Below are 19,741 nucleotides of genomic sequence, written 5' to 3' on the forward strand. Positions count from 1 at the left end.
GAGCGGGCTTGCTCGCGAAGAGGTCAGAACGGACACTGCAAGTCCCGCAGAAATTGCCTGCATCTCACTCACCCGGTAAAGTGCCGCTCCCCCCGTTTCGCCAGAGGTAGAACCATGACCCAGACCCTTGATATTGCCGTCGTCGGCGCCACCGGTACTGTCGGCGAAACCCTCGTTCAGATTCTCGAAGAGCGCGACTTTCCGGTCGGCAACTTGCACTTGCTGGCCAGCAGCGAATCCGCCGGCAGTTCGGTGCTGTTTCGCAACAAGAACGTGCGCGTGCGTGAAGTCGACGAGTTCGATTTCAGCAAGGTCAAACTGGTGTTCTTCGCCGCTGGCGCTGCCGTTTCCCTGAGTTACGCGGCGCGTGCCCACGCGGCCGGTTGCTCGCTGATCGACCTGTCCGGCGCGTTGCCGGCCGAGCAGGCGCCGCAAGTGGTGCCGGAGGCCAACGCTGAGGTGATCGCCGGTCTGAAAGCACCGTTCCAGGTCAGCAGCCCAAGCCCTTCGGCGACGACGCTGGCCGTGGTGCTGGCGCCGCTGCTCGATTTGCTCGAACTGCAATACGTCAACGTCACCGCCAATCTGGCCGTGTCCGCCCAAGGTCGCGAAGCTGTGACCGAGCTGGCGCGGCAGACCGCTGAGTTGCTGAACATGCGTCCGCTGGAGCCGACTTTCTTTGATCGGCAGATGGCCTTCAACCTGTTGGCCCAGGTCGGCACGCCCGACGCTCAAGGCCACACGCTGCTGGAAAAACGTCTGGTGCGCGAGTTGCGTCAGGTGCTAAAGCAGCCTTTATTAAAGATTTCCGCCACTTGCGTTCAAGCCCCGGTGTTTTTTGGCGATAGCTATAGCGTGACCTTGCAGTCAGCGAGCGCGGTCGACCTGGCAAAGGTCAACGCTGCGCTTGAGGATGCGCCCGGCATCGAGCTGGTTGAGGCCGGCGATTATCCGACTGCGGTGGGTGACGCGGTGGGGCAGGACGTTGTCTATGTCGGTCGGGTGCGCAGCGGTGTCGACGACCCGGCGGAACTTAATCTGTGGCTGACGTCAGATAACGTACGCAAAGGCGCGGCCCTGAATGCTGTGCAGGTCGCTGAATTGTTGATAAAAGACCTGCTGTAAAAGATACTTGGCAACAATTTGTCGACTGATTCTAGGTGAGCGCTATGCTTGCCCGGAGCACTTGATAACGTGTCACCCTCCGGGACTTTCCGGGGCATCAAAGAAATGATCGCGCGCGGCAGTCTGTCGTCGTCGCGCGCAATGCCTTACGGCAGCGGCAATCAACATCTTCTCGCTGGCCGAGGAACGTTCAAACAAAGGATGAGGCTATGGTTCAAGTTCGCAAACTGGTGTTAGCAATAGCGGCCGCCTCGGCGCTGTCCTCCGGTATGGCGCATGCCCTCGGGCTCGGGGAGCTGACCCTGAAGTCGACCCTGAACCAGCCGCTGGTGGCCGAGATCGAGCTGCTCGACGTCAAGGATCTCACCGCTGCCGAGGTGGTGCCGAGCCTGGCTTCACCCGAAGATTTCGCCAAGGCCGGCGTCGATCGCCAGGCCTTCCTCAACGACCTGACGTTCACCCCGGTGCTCAACGCCAGCGGCAAAAGCGTGCTGCGCGTGACTTCGAGCAAGCCGCTGTCGGAACCGATGGTGAAATTCCTCGTGCAGGTGATGTGGCCGAATGGCCGTCTGCTGCGCGATTACAGTGTGCTGCTGGATCCGTCGAAATTCTCGCCACAGACCGCTGACGCCGCCGCGCAACCGGCACCGTCGCAGACCATCACCGCACCGACCACCGGCGCCACGCACCCGACGCAATACACCACCACGCCGCGCGACACCCTGTGGGAAATCGCCGCGAAGGCGCGCACCGGCGGCTCCGTGCAGCAGACCATGCTGGCGATTCAGGCGCTGAACCCGGACGCGTTCATCGACGGCAACATCAACCGGCTGAAAACCGGTCAGGTGCTGCGTCTGCCGGATTCGGTGGAAAGCACCGCGCTGCCACAGTCCAAAGCGATTGCCGAAGTCGCCGCGCAGAACGAAGCCTGGCGTCAGGGCCGTCGTTATGTGGCCAAGCCTGGCACCGGTCAGCAGCAGCTCGATGCCACCAAGCGTGGTCGCAGCAATGTCGGCGCCGGCCAGAATGCCAAGGACAACCTGAGTCTGGTCTCTGCCGAAAACGCCAAAGGGCGTGGCAAAGGCCCGGCCGGCGATGCCAAGGCCTTGAGCAACAAACTGGCGGTGACTCAGGAAAGCCTCGACACGACCCGTCGTGACAACGAGGAACTGAAAAGCCGCATGGCCGATCTGCAGAGTCAGCTGGACAAGCTGCAACGCCTGATCGAGCTGAAAAACAATCAACTGGCGAAGATGCAGGCCGAAGGCCCGGGCACTGCGCCAGCCGCGACCGCTGCCGTACCGGCGATCACCGCCGAACTGGCCGCAACCCCGCCAGCCACCCCGGCAGAAGCTGCGCCAACGCCAGAGTCGGCGATTGCGCCACCGGTCGAGACGCCTGCCGAAACACCGGTGGTCGCGCCGAAACCGGTTGTTGACGAAGATAAAACCTTCAACGAACTGCTGACCAATCCGATCCTGCTGGGTCTGATCGGTGGCGGTGCGGTGGTGTTGCTGCTTCTGCTGTTGCTGCTGGCCCGTCGCCGCAAAGCCCAGCAGGAAGCCGAGAAACACCTGCGCATGGCCCGCGCCCTGGCGGAAGAACAAGAGTTCTCTGCCGAGCAGGATCTGCCGGAAAGCAGCTTCGAAGGCCTGGAAACACCTGCTGCCAGCGTCAAGCTCAACACCCCGGCACCTGCGCCAGCGCCTGCTGCGGTAGTGGCTCCGGTGGTGATGGCTGAGCCGATTGCCGCGCCATTGGTCGCACCGTCCGCCGAGCGTTCCGATGACGTGCTGGACAAGGCTCAGTCGCACATCAATGCCGGTCGCCTGAATCAGGCCGCAGCGTTGCTGGAAGAGGGCGTCAGCCTCGAGCCGCAACGCAGTGATCTGCGTCTGAAGCTGATGGAAGTCTACGGTCAGCAGGGTGATCGCGATGCGTTCGTGGGTCAGGAGCGTCAGTTGGTGGCCAACGGTGATAACTTCGCCAAGGTCGAAGAGCTGAAAAAACGCTTCCCGGCCATGGCGGTCGTCGCTGTCGCGGGTCTGGCTGCAGCGGCAGCCGCCGCCGAACTCGATGCGCAATACGTCAAGGAGCTGCTGCTCGACGAGCCGGAGGCGCCTGCACCTGAGCCTGCGGCAGACGATCTCGATAGCGCGTTCGACCTGAGCCTGGACGATCTCGACAACATCACTCCGGTTGAGCCTGCACCTGTTGTTGAGCCTGACGCGCCGGTGGAGCTGGACGAGTTCCCGGCCGACGACGATCTGAGCTTTGAATCGGTGCTGCAACAGCAGACCGAGATCAAAGAGAACCTCGACGACCTGTCGGACTTCGACCTCGATCTGGATCTGGGTGCCGAGCCTGCGCCAGCCCCGGCGGCGGATCTGGCGGAGGATGACTTCCTGCTGGATCTGGACGAAGGCGTGAAAGATCTGTCGCCGGCCGAGCCTGTGGTCGCCAACGAAGTGCCACAGGACGATCTGGAGCTGCCGGCGGATTTCGATCTGTCGCTGGCTGATGAAATGGACAGCAACCCGGCGGCCGAGCCTGACGCATTCGCAGCGGAACTGAATGACGTCAACGCCGAGCTGGATCGCCTGTCGCAGAGCATCGCCGAGCCGACCTTCACCGAAGCCGATGCGGCCATGGGCGATGATCTGGGCGAGGACGATTTCGACTTCCTCGCCGGCACCGACGAAGCCGCGACCAAACTCGATCTGGCCCAGGCCTACATCGATATGGGCGACAGCGACGGCGCACGCGACATCCTCAACGAAGTGTTGACCGAGGGTGACGAGAAGCAGCGGGGCGAAGCCAAGGAAATGCTTTCGCACCTGGCATGAGCCAGCGGTAAATAAAAACGGCAGCCCATTGAGGCTGCCGTTTTTGTTTGGGCTGGATTTTGTGGCGGCGGTGCTATCGCCATCGCTGGCAAGCCAGCTCCCACAAGTATTGCATGCGCTGCAGAAACTGTGGGAGCTGGCTTGCCAGCGATGGGGCCAGATCGGTCAACACAGAACTGACTGGCATCCCCGGTCCACAGCCTTATAATGCCCGCCTTTGCACATCAGCAGGCTGTCCCACCTTGGCAAACATAGATAACCCGGTCGCCGAAATGGCACCCGAAGGCTTTTACCGTGTGGCACTGGGCGTCGAGTACAAAGGCTCGCGCTACAGCGGCTGGCAGCGTCAGTTGACCGGCGTGGCCACGGTGCAGGAAGAGCTCGAAAAAGCCTTGTCGAAAGTCGCCAATTCGCCGATTTCGCTGCAGTGCGCCGGGCGTACCGATGCCGGGGTGCATGCTTGCGGACAAGTGGTTCATTTCGACACGCCAGTCGATCGTTCGCTGAAAGCCTGGGTGATGGGCGCCAATATCAATCTGCCCCACGACATCAGTGTCAGCTGGGCGCGGGTGATGCCGGCGCATTTCCATGCGCGGTTCAAAGCCATCGCCCGGCGTTATCGCTATGTGATCTACAACGATCAGATTCGTCCGGCGCATCTCAACGAAGAGATCACCTGGAACCACCGCCCACTCGACGTTGAGCGCATGGCGCAAGCTGCGCAATATCTGATTGGCACCCACGATTTCAGTGCGTTCCGCGCCGGCCAGTGTCAGGCCAAGTCGCCGATCAAGAAAATGCATCATCTGCGCGTGACCCGTCACGGCAAGATGATTGTGCTCGATATCCGCGCCAACGCCTTTTTGCACCACATGGTGCGCAACATTGCCGGTGTGTTGATGACCATCGGTGCCGGCGAGCGGCCGGTCGAGTGGATGAAGGAAGTGCTGGAAAGCCGCGAGCGCCGTTCCGGTGGTGTGACCGCGCACCCGTACGGGTTGTATCTGGTGCAGGTCGAGTATCACGATGAATTTCCGTTGCCCGAGCGTTTTATCGGGCCACATTTCCTTACGGGTTTCTCGGAACTTGACGGCTGACGCCCTCGAGCGCTTTTGTTACCATCCGGGACTTTCCCGAATTTGACGCGGAGTTTTTCTCGATATGTCAGCCGTTCGCAGCAAGATCTGCGGGATTGCCCGCATAGAAGATGCGTTGGCAGCGGTCGAGGCCGGGGCGGACGCGATCGGGTTCGTGTTCTACGCCAAGAGCCCGCGTGCAGTGAGCGTGCAGCAGGCAAGGGCGATCATCCAGGCCTTGCCACCGTTCGTGACGACGGTGGGCCTGTTCGTCAATGCCAGCCGCTGCGAGTTGGGGGAAATCCTCGATGCCGTGCCGCTGGATCTGTTGCAGTTCCATGGCGACGAAACCGCTGAACAGTGCGAAGGCTGGCATCGTCCGTACATCAAGGCATTGCGGGTCAAGGCCGGCGACGACATCGCGGCTGCCGTCGATGCCTATCCGAGTGCCAGTGGCGTGCTGCTCGACACTTACGTCGAAGGCGTGCCGGGCGGAACCGGCGAGGCGTTCGACTGGTCATTGATTCCGCAAGCGTTGAGCAAGCCGCTGATCCTGGCCGGTGGCCTCACCCCGGAAAACGTCGCCGACGCTGTGGCCCGGGTCAAACCGTACGCGGTCGATGTCAGCGGCGGGGTAGAAGCGAGCAAGGGCATCAAGGATCATGCGAAGATCCGCGCGTTCATCAATGCCGTACGTAGAAGCTCGCAGGGAGCGTCTACTTCGATGTGACGGCTGGCGAACTGCCGCCGTCCATCAATGCACTTGCACAAAGCAGGCGAGGCTGAGGGTTTCTGGAGTTGCACGCAGGTCATGTTCCGCGCTGACCGCGGCGTTCCATCAATCATCGCCACACACATGAATTTAGCTGAAGGGCATACGCGGGGCTGCGAACCAGAGCGTTCGGGCCGCCGGTACTGGAGAAAGAAAGCATGAGCAACTGGTTGGTAGACAAACTGATCCCTTCGATCATGCGTTCGGAGGTCAAGAAGAGCTCGGTGCCTGAAGGTCTGTGGCACAAATGCCCGTCCTGCGAGGCTGTGCTGTATCGCCCTGAGCTGGAAAAGACCCTGGACGTTTGCCCCAAGTGCAACCACCACATGCGCATCGGCGCACGGGCGCGCATCGACATCTTCCTGGATGCCGAAGGCCGCAACGAGCTGGGTGCAGATCTGGAGCCGGTTGACCGTCTGAAATTCCGCGACGGCAAGAAGTACAAGGACCGTCTGGTCGCTGCACAGAAGCAGACCGGCGAAAAAGACGCGCTGATCTCCGTCAGCGGCACCCTGCTGGGTATGCCGGTGGTGGTGTCGGCGTTCGAATTCAGCTTCATGGGCGGTTCCATGGGCGCCATCGTCGGTGAGCGCTTCGTGCGCGCCGCCAACTACGCCCTGGAAAACCGTTGCCCGATGATCTGCTTCGCCGCCTCCGGTGGTGCGCGCATGCAGGAAGCGCTGATCTCGCTGATGCAGATGGCCAAGACGTCGGCGGTACTGGCGCGTTTGCGTGAAGAAGGCATTCCGTTCATCTCGGTGCTGACCGATCCGGTCTACGGCGGCGTTTCCGCCAGCCTGGCAATGCTCGGCGACGTGATCGTCGGTGAGCCGAAAGCCCTGATCGGCTTCGCCGGTCCGCGCGTGATCGAGCAGACCGTGCGTGAAAAACTGCCGGAAGGCTTCCAGCGCAGCGAGTTCCTGCTGGAGCATGGCGCGATCGATCTGATCATCGATCGTCGTGAACTGCGTCCACGCCTGGGCAATCTGCTGGCGCAACTGACCGGCCAGCCGACTCCGACCTACGTCGCCGCTCCTGTCGAGCCAATCGTCGTTCCACCGGTGCCTGCCAACGTATGACCGAGCGTACCCTTGGCGAGTGGCTCGCCTACCTTGAGCAGTTGCATCCATCGGCCATCGACATGGGGCTGGAGCGTTCGCAACAGGTAGCGTCCCGCATGGGACTGGGCCAGCCGGCGCCTCGGGTGATTACGGTCACCGGCACCAACGGCAAGGGTTCGACCTGCGCTTTCGTGGCTTCATTGCTGCGGGCGCAGGGCCTGAGCGTGGGTGTCTACAATTCTCCGCACCTGCTGCGTTACAACGAGCGGGTGCAGCTCAATGGCGTCGAAGCCACTGACGCTCAGCTGTGCGAAGCCTTCGCTGCAGTCGAGGCCGGGCGTGGCGACACTTCCCTGACTTACTTCGAAATGGGCACCCTGGCGGCGTTCTGGCTGTTTCAACAGGCAAAACTTGACGCTGTGGTGCTGGAAGTCGGGCTGGGCGGGCGTCTGGACACGGTCAATGTGGTGGACGCCGATATCGCGCTGGTCACCAGCATTGGCGTCGATCATGCCGAGTACCTGGGCAATACCCGCGAGTCCGTGGCTTTCGAGAAGGCCGGGATTTTCCGTCAGGGCAAGCCTGCGCTGTGCGGCGACCTGAATCCTCCGCAGCCGTTGCTCGACAAGGCGCGGGAGCTGGCATGTCCGTTTTTCCTGCGTGGGCGTGATTTCGACCTCGGCATCACAGACCAGCACTGCCAGTGGCGCGGTACCGATGCGCAAGGCCAGCCGGTCGAACTGCGCGATTTGCCGCTGCTCGATCTGCCGATGGAAAACGCCGCGCTGGCGTTGCAGGCGTATCTGCTGCTCGGCTTGCCGTGGAATCCGTCGCAAATTGTTGCTGCCTTGCAGGCCACTCGCGTGGTCGGCCGGCTGGATCGCCGCTCGTTCGAATTCGATGGCAAGCGCCTGAACCTGCTGCTGGACGTGGGGCATAACCCGCACGCGGCGGAGTATCTGGCGCGGCGCCTGGCCACTCGGCCGCCGGTAGGCAAGCGCCTGGCGGTGTTCGGCTTGCTGGCCGACAAGGATCTGGATGGTGTTGTCGGCGAATTGAATGCTAGTGTCCAGCATTGGGCGGTCGCGCCGCTGGATTCGCCGCGTTCGCGTCCGGTCAGTGAATTGCACGCCGGATTGCAGAACCTTGGCGCGTCCGTCACGTCCTATGACAGTGTCGCGGCTGCGCTGGAAGGGCAGTGCGAGATCGCAACCAGCGACGACGAGATTCTGTTGTTCGGATCATTTTATTGTGTCGCCGAGGCCCTTGAATGGCTGGCCCGGCGCTCCACGGAGGAAGCGGCAAATGGCTTTGCTGGATAAAGCGTACAAGCAGCGCATGGTTGGCGCCCTGGTGCTGGTGGCACTGGCGGTGATTTTCCTGCCGATGCTGTTTTCCCGCCAGGACGAGCAACGTCAAGTGACGGTCGAGGCGCCTGCCGCGCCGCAAGCCCCTTCGATGCCGCAGGTGCAAATGGAATCGGTGGCCGTGCCTGAGCCGCAGGCTTTGCCGCAAGAACCGGTGCCAGCGGATGAAGAAGTCGCAGAAGACACTGCGCCTGCTGCTCCAGTCGCGGCGGCCTCGGCCCCAACCCCGGCCCCAACGGCGCCCATAGCAATCGCCAAACCGACTGCGCCGACTGCGCCGCCTGCGGTGGCCAAGCCGATTCCGGCGCCTGCTCAGCCAATTGCTGCTGCGTCGAAGCCTGACACCACGCAAAGTCGCGTCGATGCCAATGGCCTGTCGGTCAGCTGGTCGGTGCAACTGGCCAGCCTGTCGAGTCGCGCCAGCGCCGAAAGCCTGCAGAAAACTCTGCGCAGCCAAGGCTATAACGCCTATATCCGTTCCGCCGATGGCAAGAATCGGGTGTTCGTCGGGCCGCTGATCGAGCGTGCCGAGGCCGATCGTCTGCGTGATCTATTGAGCCGCCAGCAGAACCTCAAGGGTTTTGTCGTGCGCTTCCAGCCCGAGCGCGGCTAGGATCTATCGATTCGATTGAAATGCACTGAAAATCGCAGCTTACCGACAGCGGTGCGCTCTGCTAAAATGCGCCGCCTTATCCGTCTGTAGGCTGCACTGTGCCATTTACCCTGGTTGACTGGGCGATCGTTGCAATCATCGCCATCTCCGCTTTGATCAGTTTGAGCCGCGGCTTCGTCAAGGAAGCATTATCGCTGGTGACCTGGATCATCGCAGGAGCGGTTGCCTGGATGTTCGGTGGCTCACTGTCCGAGTACCTCGCCGGATACATCGAAACCCCATCGGCTCGCGTGATCGCGGGCTGTGCCATCATGTTTGTCGCCACACTGATCGTGGGCGCAATGATCAATTATCTTATCGGCGAGTTGGTGCGGGTGACCGGATTGTCCGGCACCGATCGATTCCTGGGCATGGCCTTCGGCGCGGCGCGTGGCGTGTTGCTGGTGGTCGTGGCAGTCGGGCTGTTGAGCCTGGGGCCGGTACAGCAGGACGGGTGGTGGAAAGAATCACAGCTCGTGCCAAAGTTTCTATTGGTCGCCGACTGGTCCAAAAACCTGATTCTCGGGTGGAGCAGTCGGTGGCTTGCCAGCGGAATCAGCGTACCCGCTGATATTCCGTTCAAGGAGCAACTCTTGCCGTCGGCCAAAACGCCTCAGTGAGTGTTGTTCAGTTCAGATCCATTAAGTAGGGGTTGCGTCGCATGTGTGGCATCGTCGGTATCGTCGGTAAGTCGAACGTCAATCAGGCGCTGTATGACGCGCTAACCGTGCTCCAGCACCGCGGCCAGGACGCTGCCGGTATCGTGACCAGCCATGATGGCCGGTTGTTCTTGCGCAAGGACAATGGTCTGGTGCGTGACGTGTTTCAGCAGCGTCACATGCAGCGCCTGGTCGGCCACATGGGTATCGGCCACGTCCGTTACCCGACTGCCGGCAGCTCGACCTCGGCCGAAGCGCAGCCGTTTTACGTCAACTCGCCTTACGGCATCACCCTGGCGCACAACGGCAACCTGACCAACGTTGAACAGTTGGCCAAGGAGATCTACGAATCCGACCTGCGTCACGTCAACACCAGTTCCGACTCGGAAGTGCTGCTCAACGTGTTCGCCCACGAGCTGGCCCAGCGCGGCAAGCTGCAGCCGACCGAAGAAGACGTGTTTGCCGCCGTGACCGACGTGCACAACCGTTGCGTCGGCGGTTACGCGGTGGTGGCGATGATCACCGGTTACGGCATCGTCGGTTTCCGTGACCCGCACGGCATCCGTCCGATCGTGTTCGGCCAGCGTCACACCGACGAAGGCGTCGAGTACATGATCGCTTCCGAAAGCGTTTCGCTGGACGTGCTCGGTTTCACCCTGATCCGCGACTTGGCCCCGGGCGAAGCGGTCTACATCACTGAAGACGGCAAACTGCACACCCGTCAGTGCGCGACCAACCCGTCCCTGACCCCGTGCATCTTCGAACACGTTTACCTGGCGCGTCCGGATTCGATCATCGACGGCGTGTCGGTGTACAAGGCGCGTCTGCGCATGGGCGAGAAACTCGCCGAGAAGATCCTGCGCGAGCGTCCGGAACACGACATCGACGTGGTCATCCCGATCCCGGACACCAGCCGCACCGCCGCGCTGGAGCTGGCGAACCACCTGGGCGTGAAATTTCGCGAAGGCTTCGTCAAGAACCGCTACATCGGCCGGACCTTCATCATGCCGGGCCAGGCTGCCCGCAAGAAGTCGGTTCGTCAGAAGCTCAACGCGATCGAGCTGGAATTCCGCGGCAAGAACGTGATGCTGGTCGACGACTCGATCGTGCGCGGCACCACCTGCAAGCAGATCATCCAGATGGCCCGCGAAGCCGGCGCGAAAAACGTCTACTTCTGCTCGGCGGCCCCGGCCGTACGCTTCCCGAACGTTTACGGCATCGACATGCCGAGCGCTCACGAACTGATCGCACACAATCGTTCGACTCAGGATGTGGCGGATCTGATCGGTGCAGACTGGCTGATCTATCAGGATCTGCCTGACTTGATCGAAGCAGTCGGTGGCGGCAAGATCAAGATCGAAAACTTCGATTGCGCGGTGTTCGACGGCAAGTACGTCACCGGCGACGTCGATGAGGCCTACCTGGACAAGATCGAGCAGGCACGCAACGATGCCTCCAAGGTCAAGACCCAGGCGGTCAGTGCGATCATCGATCTGTACAACAACTGAGTTTCTACCGGCCCTGAGGGGCCGGTTTTGTATCTGGCAAAAGACTTTCATTTATTCAGAACAGGGCAAGGAGTGACAGCATGAGTCAGGAATGGGATGCCGGTCGGCTGGACAGCGACCTCGAAGGCGTAGCGTTCGATACCCTGGCCGTACGTGCCGGTCAGCACCGTACGCCGGAAGGCGAACACGGTGATCCGATGTTCTTCACTTCCAGCTACGTGTTCCGCACCGCTGCCGACGCGGCCGCGCGGTTTGCCGGGGAAGTGCCGGGCAACGTTTACTCGCGCTACACCAACCCGACCGTGCGCGCGTTCGAAGAGCGTATCGCTGCGCTGGAAGGCGCTGAGCAAGCGGTCGCCACCGCCACGGGCATGGCCGCGATCATGGCGGTGGTGATGAGCCTGTGCAGTGCCGGCGATCACGTCCTGGTGTCGCGCAGCGTGTTCGGTTCGACCATCAGCCTGTTCGAGAAATACTTCAAGCGTTTCGGTGTGCAAGTTGACTACGTGCCGCTGGCCGATCTCTCGGCTTGGGATGCGGCGATCAAGCCGAACACCAAGCTGCTGTTCGTCGAGTCGCCGTCCAATCCGTTGGCCGAGCTGGTGGATATCACCGCACTGGCGGAAATCGCTCACGCCAAAGGCGCGATGCTGGTGGTCGACAACTGCTTCTGCACGCCTGCCTTGCAGCAACCGCTGAAACTCGGTGCGGACATCGTCGTGCACTCGGCGACCAAGTTCATCGACGGCCAGGGCCGCTGCATGGGCGGTGTGGTGGCCGGTCGCAGCGAGCAGATGAAAGAAGTTGTCGGTTTCCTGCGCACCGCCGGGCCGACACTGAGTCCGTTCAACGCGTGGATCTTCCTCAAGGGCCTGGAAACCCTGAATCTGCGGATGAAGGCGCACTGCGCCAACGCCCAGCAACTGGCCGAATGGCTGGAGCAGCAGGACGGTATCGAGAAGGTTCATTACGCCGGTCTCAAGAGCCATCCGCAGCATGAACTGGCCCAGCGTCAGCAGAAGGGCTTCGGCGCGGTGGTGAGTTTCGAGGTCAAGGGCGGCAAAGAGGGCGCGTGGCGCTTTATCGATGCCACCCGGTTGATCTCGATCACCGCCAACCTTGGTGACAGCAAAACCACCATCACTCATCCGAGCACCACCTCCCATGGCCGTCTGGCGCCACAGGAGCGTGAAGCAGCAGGGATTCGTGACAGCCTGATCCGCATCGCGGTCGGTCTGGAAGACGTGGCGGACCTGCAGGCTGATCTGTCGCGCGGTCTGGCGGCGTTGTGATCGAGTTGTCTACTCCGAAGGCGGGCACCCATGGCCGCGTGGCGCTGGTTACCGGTGCTGCGCGCGGCATCGGTTTGGGTATCGCGGCCTGGTTGATCAGCGAAGGCTGGCAAGTGGTGTTGACTGATCTCGATCGTGTGCGCGGTTCGAAAGTGGCGAAGGTGCTGGGCGAGAATGCCTGGTTCATCGCCATGGACGTGGCGGATGAAAGTCAGGTCGCGCTGGGCGTTGCCGAGGTGCTCGGCCAATTTGGTCGTCTCGATGCGCTGGTGTGCAACGCGGCAGTCGCTGACCCGCACAACATCACCCTGGAAAGTCTTGATCTGGCGTACTGGAATCGGGTGCTGGCGGTGAATCTCAGCGGGCCGATGCTGCTGGCCAAGCACTGTGCGCCGTATCTGCGCGCGCACAACGGCTCGATCGTCAATCTGGCCTCGACCCGTGCGCGGCAGTCGGAGGCTGATTCCGAGGCGTATGCGGCGAGCAAGGGCGGGTTGTTGGCGCTGACCCACGCGCTGGCGATCAGCCTCGGGCCGGAAATTCGCGTCAATGCGGTCAGCCCTGGCTGGATTGATGCCCGGGATCCTTCTGCGCGGCGAGCCGAGCCTTTGGCCGATGCCGATCATGCTCAGCATCCGGCGGGCAGGGTAGGGACGGTCGAGGATGTGGCGGCGATGGTCGCGTGGCTGTTGTCGCGCAATGCCGGGTTTGTCACTGGGCAGGAATTCGTCGTGGATGGCGGCATGACCAAGAAGATGATTTACACGGACTAAGAAGCGAAGCCGCAAACCTGTGGGAGTGAGCCTGCTCGCGATAGCGGTTTCAGGGTTGTTGCTTTCTTCAGGGAATGAAGCAATTTCGTCTTTTTCAGAAAAACTTCAATCCTGCTATTGACTTAGGTTCGCTACCTGCGTAAATTTCGCGGCCTCGGAGATGCAAACGGGTGATTAGCTCAGCTGGGAGAGCGTCTGCCTTACAAGCAGAATGTCGGCGGTTCGATCCCGTCATCACCCACCACTCCCCGAGAAACTTGCGAAAGCAAGAGGTAGGCTGAAAGTGCCTCCACCGACGCGCAGCGGTAGTTCAGTCGGTTAGAATACCGGCCTGTCACGCCGGGGGTCGCGGGTTCGAGTCCCGTCCGCTGCGCCATATTTTACGAGTCAGACATTGTCTGGTTCGCGATTGCAAAGCACCGAAGCTTTCAGTCAAAACGAGTTACTTGAGCGCAAGCTCAAAGCGATACGCAGCGGTAGTTCAGTCGGTTAGAATACCGGCCTGTCACGCCGGGGGTCGCGGGTTCGAGTCCCGTCCGCTGCGCCATATCTGTTTCAAGGACCACTGAACGCCTTGAAACACCGAAAGCAACCGTTGGTTGTTTCGGAATCGATAGCAAAGACCCTGGTCGAAAGGCCGGGGTTTTTTGTGTCTGAAATTTGGCTTTCCTCTCTTCCTCCCTCCTCAATCCAGCGCAAATCCCTGTGGGAGCGAGCCTGCTCGCGAAAGCGGTGTGCCAGCTAATAATGTGCTGGCTGACAGTACGCCTTCGCGAGCAAGCCCGCTCCCACAGGGGGGTTTCGGTGTGCCCGGCGATCTGCTGCGGTGCCACGTCGCATTGATTTTTTGATTCTTTAGTCAAATTTTTGTAACTGGTTGTTTGCCGGACGCTCAGAAACCTTTAAAGTTAACCTTTCGGTCAGCTTTGCACTGTCAACACGCCCTTTGTTTCGCCAAGAAGGGCTTCTGCAAGACTCGAGATTCCCAGTAGATAACCAGAAGGGCGGACACATAACCGCCCAGAGGATGATCCATGTCCAACCGTGATATATCCCGGCGCTCGTTCCTCCAAGGCGGGCTGGTGGCGGGTGTGAGCGTTACGCTCACGCCGCTCAGCAGTCAGGCGCTGGCTGCCTTGATGGAAAACAGCGTCACCGTGCCGTCCGAGAAGTGGCTCGGCAACAACGGCAAGGCACGCCAACGTAACGACGCCCTGTCCAAGGTCTGCGGCAGCAAAGTATTTGCCCGCGACATTCGTTCCAAGGACATGCCGGGCTGGCCTGAACAGCAAGGCCACGCCATGCTGCTGAAAACCATCAAGGCCGACCGAATCTACGAAGGCTACGACCTGTCGTGGCTGGGCGCCGACTTGCAACCTGACCGTATCGTCACCGCTGCCGATCTGGACAAGGACGGCATCGTCTTCCCCGAAGAACACGCGCCAGACCCTTTGCTGCCGGAAGGCAAAGTGCCGATGTTCATCGGCCACCCGGTGGCGATCCTGATCTGGAACGATTTCGAGCGTTTCCGCCAGGCCAAGAACAAACTCAAATTCAATGACAAGGCGATTCGTTACGGTGCACAAGTGCCGTGCTACGAAGGCGACCCTTATGGCAGCTTCCGCTACGTGCGCGTGGGCGGCGCGACCTCGGCCGACGAAGACGAATTCGCCAGCCTGAAAGACTCGATTCTGTTCCCGATGCTGAAAAACCGGCGTCCGGTGTGGAATTCCCAGCCGAACCTGCACGGCAACCTGACCGAGCGCGGCCTGTTCTACGCCGACCGCATGAAAAAAGAGATCGATACGCCGCCGGACAACTGGCTGGTGTTCGACGAGCGCTACAAGACCCCGTCGATCGAACCGGCCGCCATGGAGCCGGACAACGGCAACGGTTGGTACGACCCGAAAACCAAGACCCTGCACTTCGTGGTCGCCACTCAGTGCCCGCTGGAAGCGGCGACCGAGACCGCGAAAATGATCGCGCCATCGCGCTTCGGCCTGGCAAACCTGAACATGCACCCGGGTTACACCGTGGGCTACGGTTCCAAAGACCACAACATCTTCGTCTACTACGCGGCCCTCGCTGCGCTGTATGGCGCCGGTGTGCCAATCCGTTTGGCCAACGACCGCTACGAGCAGTTCCAGAGCGGCATCAAGCGCCACCCGTTCGACATCCGCTACCAGCTCGCAGTGGACAAGAATGATTACAGCTTCAAGATTTTCCGTGCCGAGATGAGCGTCGACGGTGGCGGTCGCATCAACTACAGCCCGTCGGTGGCGGCAGTCGGTGCCACGGCAGCGCAGTCGATCTATTACATGCCGCAGAACGATCTGCAGGTCACCGCTTATCACTCGCGTGGTGTTGAAGCGGGTTCGATGCGTGGTTACGGCACCCTGCAAAGCATGGCGGCGACTGAAATGATGGTCGACGAAATCGCCAGTCGCCTTGGTGTTGACGCGATTGATCTGCGTCGCAAGAACGCCTTGCGTTCGGGCATGAAAAACACCCAGGGCGCGATTCCGGCCGGTGCCCTGCGCCTGCACGAGATTCTCGACAAGGCCTCGGTGCACGAAGTTTGGAAAAACCGCGACGCGATCAAGAAACAGCGCGAAGCTGCCGACCCGGACAACTGGTACGGCGTGGGTTTTGCCATTTGCCAGAAAGACTTCGGCACCGGTTCCGAAGCGCCGATGGCCAGCATCGAATTCACTGCTGAAGGTCGCATCACCCTGCGTCACATCGGCATTGAAATCGGCACTGGCATGTCCACTTCGCAGGCGCTGGTGGTGGCCGATTTCCTTGGCAGCCCGGCGCACGACGTGAAGACCGGCGAAACCGAATGGAAGGAAATGCAGCTGATCACCAGCGGCAACCCTTACATCATGAGCCAGGCCGAACAGGACAACCTGCTGCGCAACCCGCGCTGGGTTGGCAAGCTGGCCTCGGCGTCGTCCGCGACCAACTCGGCCTACTACTTCAGTCACGCCACCCGTGAAGCGGCGCGCGTGCTGTTCAACAACGGTTTGTGGCCGGCGGCCATGGAAATCTGGCGTCAGGGCCCTTACGGCGGTCAAGCCAACCCTTACGTGGTGCGTCGTGAAGATGCGCATTGGGTCGATGGCAAGCTCACTGCCAACGGCATGCAGCCATTGAGCTTCGAAGAGCTGGCCAAGCGTGCTCACGAGCGTGGTCTGGTGACCGGCGCCACCGTTCACGCGTTCAACCGCTGGAGCTGGGCCGAGGCCGAATACAGCATCGACGGCGTGCGCGAGCGTCTGCCGCTCGACGGTCTCGCAGTGAAGTACGGTGATGGCGCGCCGAAGGCGAAGAAAGCGTTGATGAGCACGGCGGGTTTCCACCTGCTGGATCGCCAGAACATCAACTATCCGGTGGTCCAGTTGAACAACGCGGCGGTGACTTACTACAGCCCGGTCGCAACTCTGGTCGAGCTGAAGGTCAACAAAGGCTCGGCGGAAGTCGAGGTGCTCAACCACCATTCTTGGGTCGAGTGCGGTCGGGTGCTGGTCGAAGAACTGGTCAAAGGCCAGCTCGAAGGCGGGATTGCCATGGGCATCGGTCACGCGCTGATGGAAGAGATGCCGCTGTACGAAGGCGGACCGGGGGAGGGTGACTGGAACTTCAACCGTTATCGCCTGCCGATGGCCCGTCACGTTGCGGTGTGGAAGCAGACCGCGGAGATTCTGCCGCCGCTGTCGCCAAGCGATCCGTCCAAAGGCATCGCCGAAGTGGTGATGATCCCGGTGGTCGGTGCCATCGGTAACGCCGTGGCGCATGCCATCGGTAAACGTGTTCGCGATCTGCCAATCACTGCTGCGCGCATCAAGGAGGCCCTCAATGGCTAACCGTCCGCTTCAACTGACCCTCAATGGTCAATCCGTCGGCCCGGTGGACATCCCTGATGACCTGCCGATGATCGACTATCTGCACGAATACAAGAACCTCACCGGCTCGCGCCTGGGCTGCGGCCAGGGCATTTGCCACGCCTGCGTGGTGATCGTCGACAACCCGGACGGCACCAGTGAAGAAGTGCGCACCTGCATCACCGGCGCGCATTACTTCGAAGGCAAGAAAGTCCGCACCATCGAAAGTCATGCCAAGCGTGATGAGAGTGGCCAGGTCACTGAGCTGAACCCGATCCAGCAGCGTTTCGTCGACGAATTCGCCTTCCAGTGCAGCTACTGCGCGCCGGGCTTCGTCAACGCCGCGACGGTGCTGGTGGAGAAGCTGCAGCGCCAGCCGATCGTCAAAAGCCAACTGGAAAAAGTCATCGAGGACAGCCTCGGCCACCACATCTGCCGTTGCACCGGGTACGTGCGTTACTACAACGCCACGCGCAACGTGCTGACCGATCTCGGCCTGGTCAAGGAGGGTTGAGCATGAAGCATCTATTCACCCGCCTGACCCTGGCGGTCGGGCTGGCTGCGCCGGTGTTGTTTGCTCACGCTGATGATCAGGTCAAGCGCGGCGAATATCTTGCTCGCGCCGCCGACTGCATGGCGTGCCACACCGCGCCGGGCGGCGCGCCGTTTGCCGGCGGGCTGCCGATCGTTTCGCCGTTCGGCACGATCTACGGCACCAACATCACCCCGAGCAAAGAGCACGGCATCGGCCTGTACAGCGATGACGAGTTCTTCGCTGCACTGACCGAAGGCAAGCGTCGCGACGGCGCCAATCTGTATCCGGCGATGCCGTACACCTCGTATCACCTGATGCCGCGGGAAGACTCGGATGCAATCCACGCGTACTTGAAAACCATCGAGCCGATCGAGCGCGCTGCGCCGGTCACCAGTTTGAGCTTTCCGTTCAACGTGCGTCCGGGCCTGATCGGCTGGAACCTGCTGTACGGCAAGGCCTTGAAGCTGGAATCTGCCGAAGGCAAAAGCGCAGCCTGGAAGCGCGGCCAGTACATGGTCGAAGTGCTCGGTCACTGCGGCGAATGCCACACGCCACGCGGCCTGCCGGGCGCGATGCAATTGGATAAGCGCTTGACCGGCGGCATCCTCAACGGTTATCTGGCACCGAGCCTGCTCGCCACCGATCTGGCGGCGCGCGGCTGGAATCAGCAGGATCTGAGCACGTTCCTCAAGCACGGCATGAGCGCCCAGGGCACGATGTTCAACGAGATGTTCCCGGTGTTCCACAACAGCACTCAGGGTCTGAACGATCAGGATCTGGCGGCGATGGCGACGTTCCTGCTTGGCGACCAGCCGCCAGCGGCGAAAGAGCTGACTGAAGTGTCGCTGGACAAGCTCAGCCCGAGCGCCCAGCGCGGCCGTCAGGAATATTTGAACGTCTGCGCCGGTTGCCATGCCGCTGGTGGTGAAGGCAAACCGCACATCGCCGTGGCCATGCGTGGCAATACCACGCTGCGCCTGGAAGATCCGCGCAACCTGGTGCGGGTGATCGAGGACGGCATCGGCGAGCAGAAATTCGCCGGGTTCGAACACATGCAACCGATGCCGGGTTTCGCCGACAAGCTCAAACCTGAGCAACTGACTGATCTGCTGAACTACCTGCGTCAAGGCTGGGGCGGTCAATCGGCTGAACTGGCGGTGAGCGACGTGCAGAAACTGCAGGCTGACGCTCCGGCCGTCGAGCACAAGGCGCACTGACATGCAGCATCTCGATCTACAGGTTGTGCGGCGGGCACTGGAGTGGTCGGTGGCGGGGCAGCGCATTTGGCTCTGCACGGTGCTGACCACTTACGGCTCGGCGCCGCGTGCGCCGGGTTCGTTGCTGGCGGTGAACGATAACGGCCAGTGGATCGGGTCGCTGTCCGGTGGTTGCGTCGAGGAAGACTTTCTCGAGCGCGTCGCTGAAGGTGCGTTTCTCGATGCGGTCAACGTGGTGCGCTACGGCGAAGGTGATGATCCGCGCTCGCAGGTCAGCCTGCCCTGTGGTGGCATTCTCGACGTACTGGTAGAGAAATTTGACGCCGACTGCGAGGTGCAGGCGCATCTGCGTGAACTCGAATCGGCATTGCTCGGCCAGCGCCGTTTGATTCGCGAGGTCGATCTGGCCAGCGGTGCGCGCAGTCTGTTCACTGATCGCGAGCAGGGGGCGCGCATCGAGCGCGAGATTGATCGGGTGCGGATTCGCGTCGGTGCTGCTCAGCGTCTGTTGCTGGCGGGATACTCCAGCGTGGCGCAGGCCTGTGCCGAGTTCGCGGTGGGTCTGGGTTTCGAAGTGATTCTCTGCGATCCGCGCGATGAAGTGCTCGAAGGCGTGGTGCTGAATGGCGTGGAGATTCGTCGGCAACTGCCTTCGGTGTTCATCGCCGATGGTGGTTGTCATCGCGATACCGCGGTGGTCGCGTTGACTCACGATCCGCGTATTGACGATCTGGCGATGATGGAAGCGGTGCGCACCGAGGCGTTTTACATCGGCGTCATGGGCTCGCAGCAGACTTCGCAGAAACGCTTCGAGCGCTTGCGCAGGATTGGCGGCTTGGGGGAAGTTGAACTGGCGCGGATTCATGCGCCGATCGGTCTTAACCTGGGCAGCAAGACACCGGCGGAGATTGCTTTGGCGGTGTTGGCGGATATCTTGCGGATTCGTAGCGGGATTGCTCGGGATCAGCTCTGAT

The 19,741-nt window shown here is 61.3% G+C and carries 15 protein-coding genes and 3 tRNA genes; all 18 read left to right on the top strand.

The genetic code is table 11. The features are described 5' to 3' along the window. The first annotated feature begins 114 nt into the window (after window positions 1–114). The 18 genes from H043_RS0108770 to H043_RS0108855 all read left to right on the top strand — a co-directional run bounded on the left by H043_RS0108770 (window position 115) and on the right by H043_RS0108855 (window position 19,740). Window positions 115–1,125: an aspartate-semialdehyde dehydrogenase gene (locus H043_RS0108770; RefSeq protein WP_027611531.1), complete on the top strand. Its 1,011-nt coding sequence runs from the start codon at window positions 115–117 to the stop codon at window positions 1,123–1,125. A 209-nt stretch (window positions 1,126–1,334) separates the two neighbouring features. Beyond that, complete coding sequence (locus H043_RS0108775; RefSeq protein WP_027611532.1) at window positions 1,335–3,971, top strand: FimV/HubP family polar landmark protein; 2,637 nt, start codon at window positions 1,335–1,337, stop codon at window positions 3,969–3,971. 272 nt (window positions 3,972–4,243) lie between these two features. Then, the gene (gene truA, locus H043_RS0108780; protein ID WP_027611533.1) at window positions 4,244–5,068 is read left to right on the top strand and encodes a tRNA pseudouridine(38-40) synthase TruA; all 825 of its coding nucleotides are present in this window, start codon (window positions 4,244–4,246) and stop codon (window positions 5,066–5,068) included. 64 nt (window positions 5,069–5,132) lie between these two features. Next, window positions 5,133–5,777: a phosphoribosylanthranilate isomerase gene (locus H043_RS0108785; RefSeq protein WP_027611534.1), complete on the top strand. Its 645-nt coding sequence runs from the start codon at window positions 5,133–5,135 to the stop codon at window positions 5,775–5,777. A 200-nt stretch (window positions 5,778–5,977) separates the two neighbouring features. After that, entirely contained in the window at window positions 5,978–6,898 is a 921-nt protein-coding gene (gene accD / locus H043_RS0108790) for an acetyl-CoA carboxylase, carboxyltransferase subunit beta (protein ID WP_027611535.1), read from the top strand. After that, complete coding sequence (gene folC / locus H043_RS0108795; protein WP_027611536.1) at window positions 6,895–8,202, top strand: bifunctional tetrahydrofolate synthase/dihydrofolate synthase; 1,308 nt, start codon at window positions 6,895–6,897, stop codon at window positions 8,200–8,202. Before accD ends, folC begins: the two co-directional genes overlap by 4 nt. Continuing rightward, window positions 8,186–8,860, top strand: coding sequence for an SPOR domain-containing protein (locus tag H043_RS0108800; RefSeq protein WP_027611537.1), 675 nt, complete (start codon window positions 8,186–8,188; stop codon window positions 8,858–8,860). Before folC ends, H043_RS0108800 begins: the two co-directional genes overlap by 17 nt. A 98-nt stretch (window positions 8,861–8,958) precedes the next feature. After that, window positions 8,959–9,519, top strand: a complete 561-nt coding sequence (locus tag H043_RS0108805; RefSeq protein WP_027611538.1) for a CvpA family protein — start codon at window positions 8,959–8,961, stop codon at window positions 9,517–9,519. Between the two features lie 41 nt (window positions 9,520–9,560). Next, window positions 9,561–11,066 (top strand): amidophosphoribosyltransferase, encoded by a 1,506-nt coding sequence (gene purF, locus H043_RS0108810; protein WP_003226416.1) that lies wholly within the window; start codon window positions 9,561–9,563, stop codon window positions 11,064–11,066. Between the two features lie 80 nt (window positions 11,067–11,146). Then, window positions 11,147–12,358 carry an O-succinylhomoserine sulfhydrylase gene (locus H043_RS0108815; protein ID WP_027611539.1) on the top strand — a complete coding sequence of 404 codons (1,212 nt, stop codon included), beginning with the start codon at window positions 11,147–11,149 and terminating at the stop codon, window positions 12,356–12,358. Next, a complete protein-coding gene (locus H043_RS0108820; protein ID WP_027611540.1) occupies window positions 12,355–13,131 on the top strand; it encodes an SDR family oxidoreductase in 777 nt (258 codons plus the stop codon). Before H043_RS0108815 ends, H043_RS0108820 begins: the two co-directional genes overlap by 4 nt. A gap of 168 nt (window positions 13,132–13,299) precedes the next feature. Then, a tRNA-Val gene (locus tag H043_RS0108825) sits at window positions 13,300–13,375 on the top strand. 55 nt (window positions 13,376–13,430) lie between these two features. Next, window positions 13,431–13,507, top strand: a tRNA-Asp gene (locus H043_RS0108830). Window positions 13,508–13,601: 94 nt separating this feature from the next. Then, window positions 13,602–13,678, top strand: a tRNA-Asp gene (locus H043_RS0108835). Window positions 13,679–14,165: 487 nt separating this feature from the next. Then, window positions 14,166–16,997: a xanthine dehydrogenase family protein molybdopterin-binding subunit gene (locus H043_RS0108840; protein ID WP_027611541.1), complete on the top strand. Its 2,832-nt coding sequence runs from the start codon at window positions 14,166–14,168 to the stop codon at window positions 16,995–16,997. Beyond that, complete coding sequence (locus H043_RS0108845) at window positions 16,990–17,529, top strand: (2Fe-2S)-binding protein (RefSeq protein ID WP_003226408.1); 540 nt, start codon at window positions 16,990–16,992, stop codon at window positions 17,527–17,529. Before H043_RS0108840 ends, H043_RS0108845 begins: the two co-directional genes overlap by 8 nt. A 2-nt stretch (window positions 17,530–17,531) precedes the next feature. After that, the gene (locus tag H043_RS0108850) at window positions 17,532–18,767 is read left to right on the top strand and encodes a cytochrome c (RefSeq protein WP_027611542.1); all 1,236 of its coding nucleotides are present in this window, start codon (window positions 17,532–17,534) and stop codon (window positions 18,765–18,767) included. A 1-nt stretch (window position 18,768) separates the two neighbouring features. After that, the gene (locus H043_RS0108855) at window positions 18,769–19,740 is read left to right on the top strand and encodes an XdhC family protein (protein WP_027611543.1); all 972 of its coding nucleotides are present in this window, start codon (window positions 18,769–18,771) and stop codon (window positions 19,738–19,740) included. The last annotated feature ends 1 nt before the right edge of the window (window position 19,741 follow it).

It is taken from the genome of Pseudomonas sp. URIL14HWK12:I6, assembly GCF_000514195.1.
Classification (GTDB): domain Bacteria; phylum Pseudomonadota; class Gammaproteobacteria; order Pseudomonadales; family Pseudomonadaceae; genus Aquipseudomonas; species Aquipseudomonas putida_A.

What these genes read in the sequence shown, in the direction of transcription:
- H043_RS0108770 (WP_027611531.1), top strand. Translation starts at nt 115, where the DNA reads ATGACCCAGACCCTTGATATTGCCGTCGTCGGCGCCACCGGTACTGTC.
- H043_RS0108775 (WP_027611532.1), top strand. Translation starts at nt 1,335, where the DNA reads ATGGTTCAAGTTCGCAAACTGGTGTTAGCAATAGCGGCCGCCTCGGCG.
- truA (WP_027611533.1), top strand. Translation starts at nt 4,244, where the DNA reads ATGGCACCCGAAGGCTTTTACCGTGTGGCACTGGGCGTCGAGTACAAA.
- H043_RS0108785 (WP_027611534.1), top strand. Translation starts at nt 5,133, where the DNA reads ATGTCAGCCGTTCGCAGCAAGATCTGCGGGATTGCCCGCATAGAAGAT.
- accD (WP_027611535.1), top strand. Translation starts at nt 5,978, where the DNA reads ATGAGCAACTGGTTGGTAGACAAACTGATCCCTTCGATCATGCGTTCG.
- folC (WP_027611536.1), top strand. Translation starts at nt 6,895, where the DNA reads ATGACCGAGCGTACCCTTGGCGAGTGGCTCGCCTACCTTGAGCAGTTG.
- H043_RS0108800 (WP_027611537.1), top strand. Translation starts at nt 8,186, where the DNA reads ATGGCTTTGCTGGATAAAGCGTACAAGCAGCGCATGGTTGGCGCCCTG.
- purF (WP_003226416.1), top strand. Translation starts at nt 9,561, where the DNA reads ATGTGTGGCATCGTCGGTATCGTCGGTAAGTCGAACGTCAATCAGGCG.
- H043_RS0108815 (WP_027611539.1), top strand. Translation starts at nt 11,147, where the DNA reads ATGAGTCAGGAATGGGATGCCGGTCGGCTGGACAGCGACCTCGAAGGC.
- H043_RS0108840 (WP_027611541.1), top strand. Translation starts at nt 14,166, where the DNA reads ATGTCCAACCGTGATATATCCCGGCGCTCGTTCCTCCAAGGCGGGCTG.
- H043_RS0108845 (WP_003226408.1), top strand. Translation starts at nt 16,990, where the DNA reads ATGGCTAACCGTCCGCTTCAACTGACCCTCAATGGTCAATCCGTCGGC.
- H043_RS0108850 (WP_027611542.1), top strand. Translation starts at nt 17,532, where the DNA reads ATGAAGCATCTATTCACCCGCCTGACCCTGGCGGTCGGGCTGGCTGCG.
- H043_RS0108855 (WP_027611543.1), top strand. Translation starts at nt 18,769, where the DNA reads ATGCAGCATCTCGATCTACAGGTTGTGCGGCGGGCACTGGAGTGGTCG.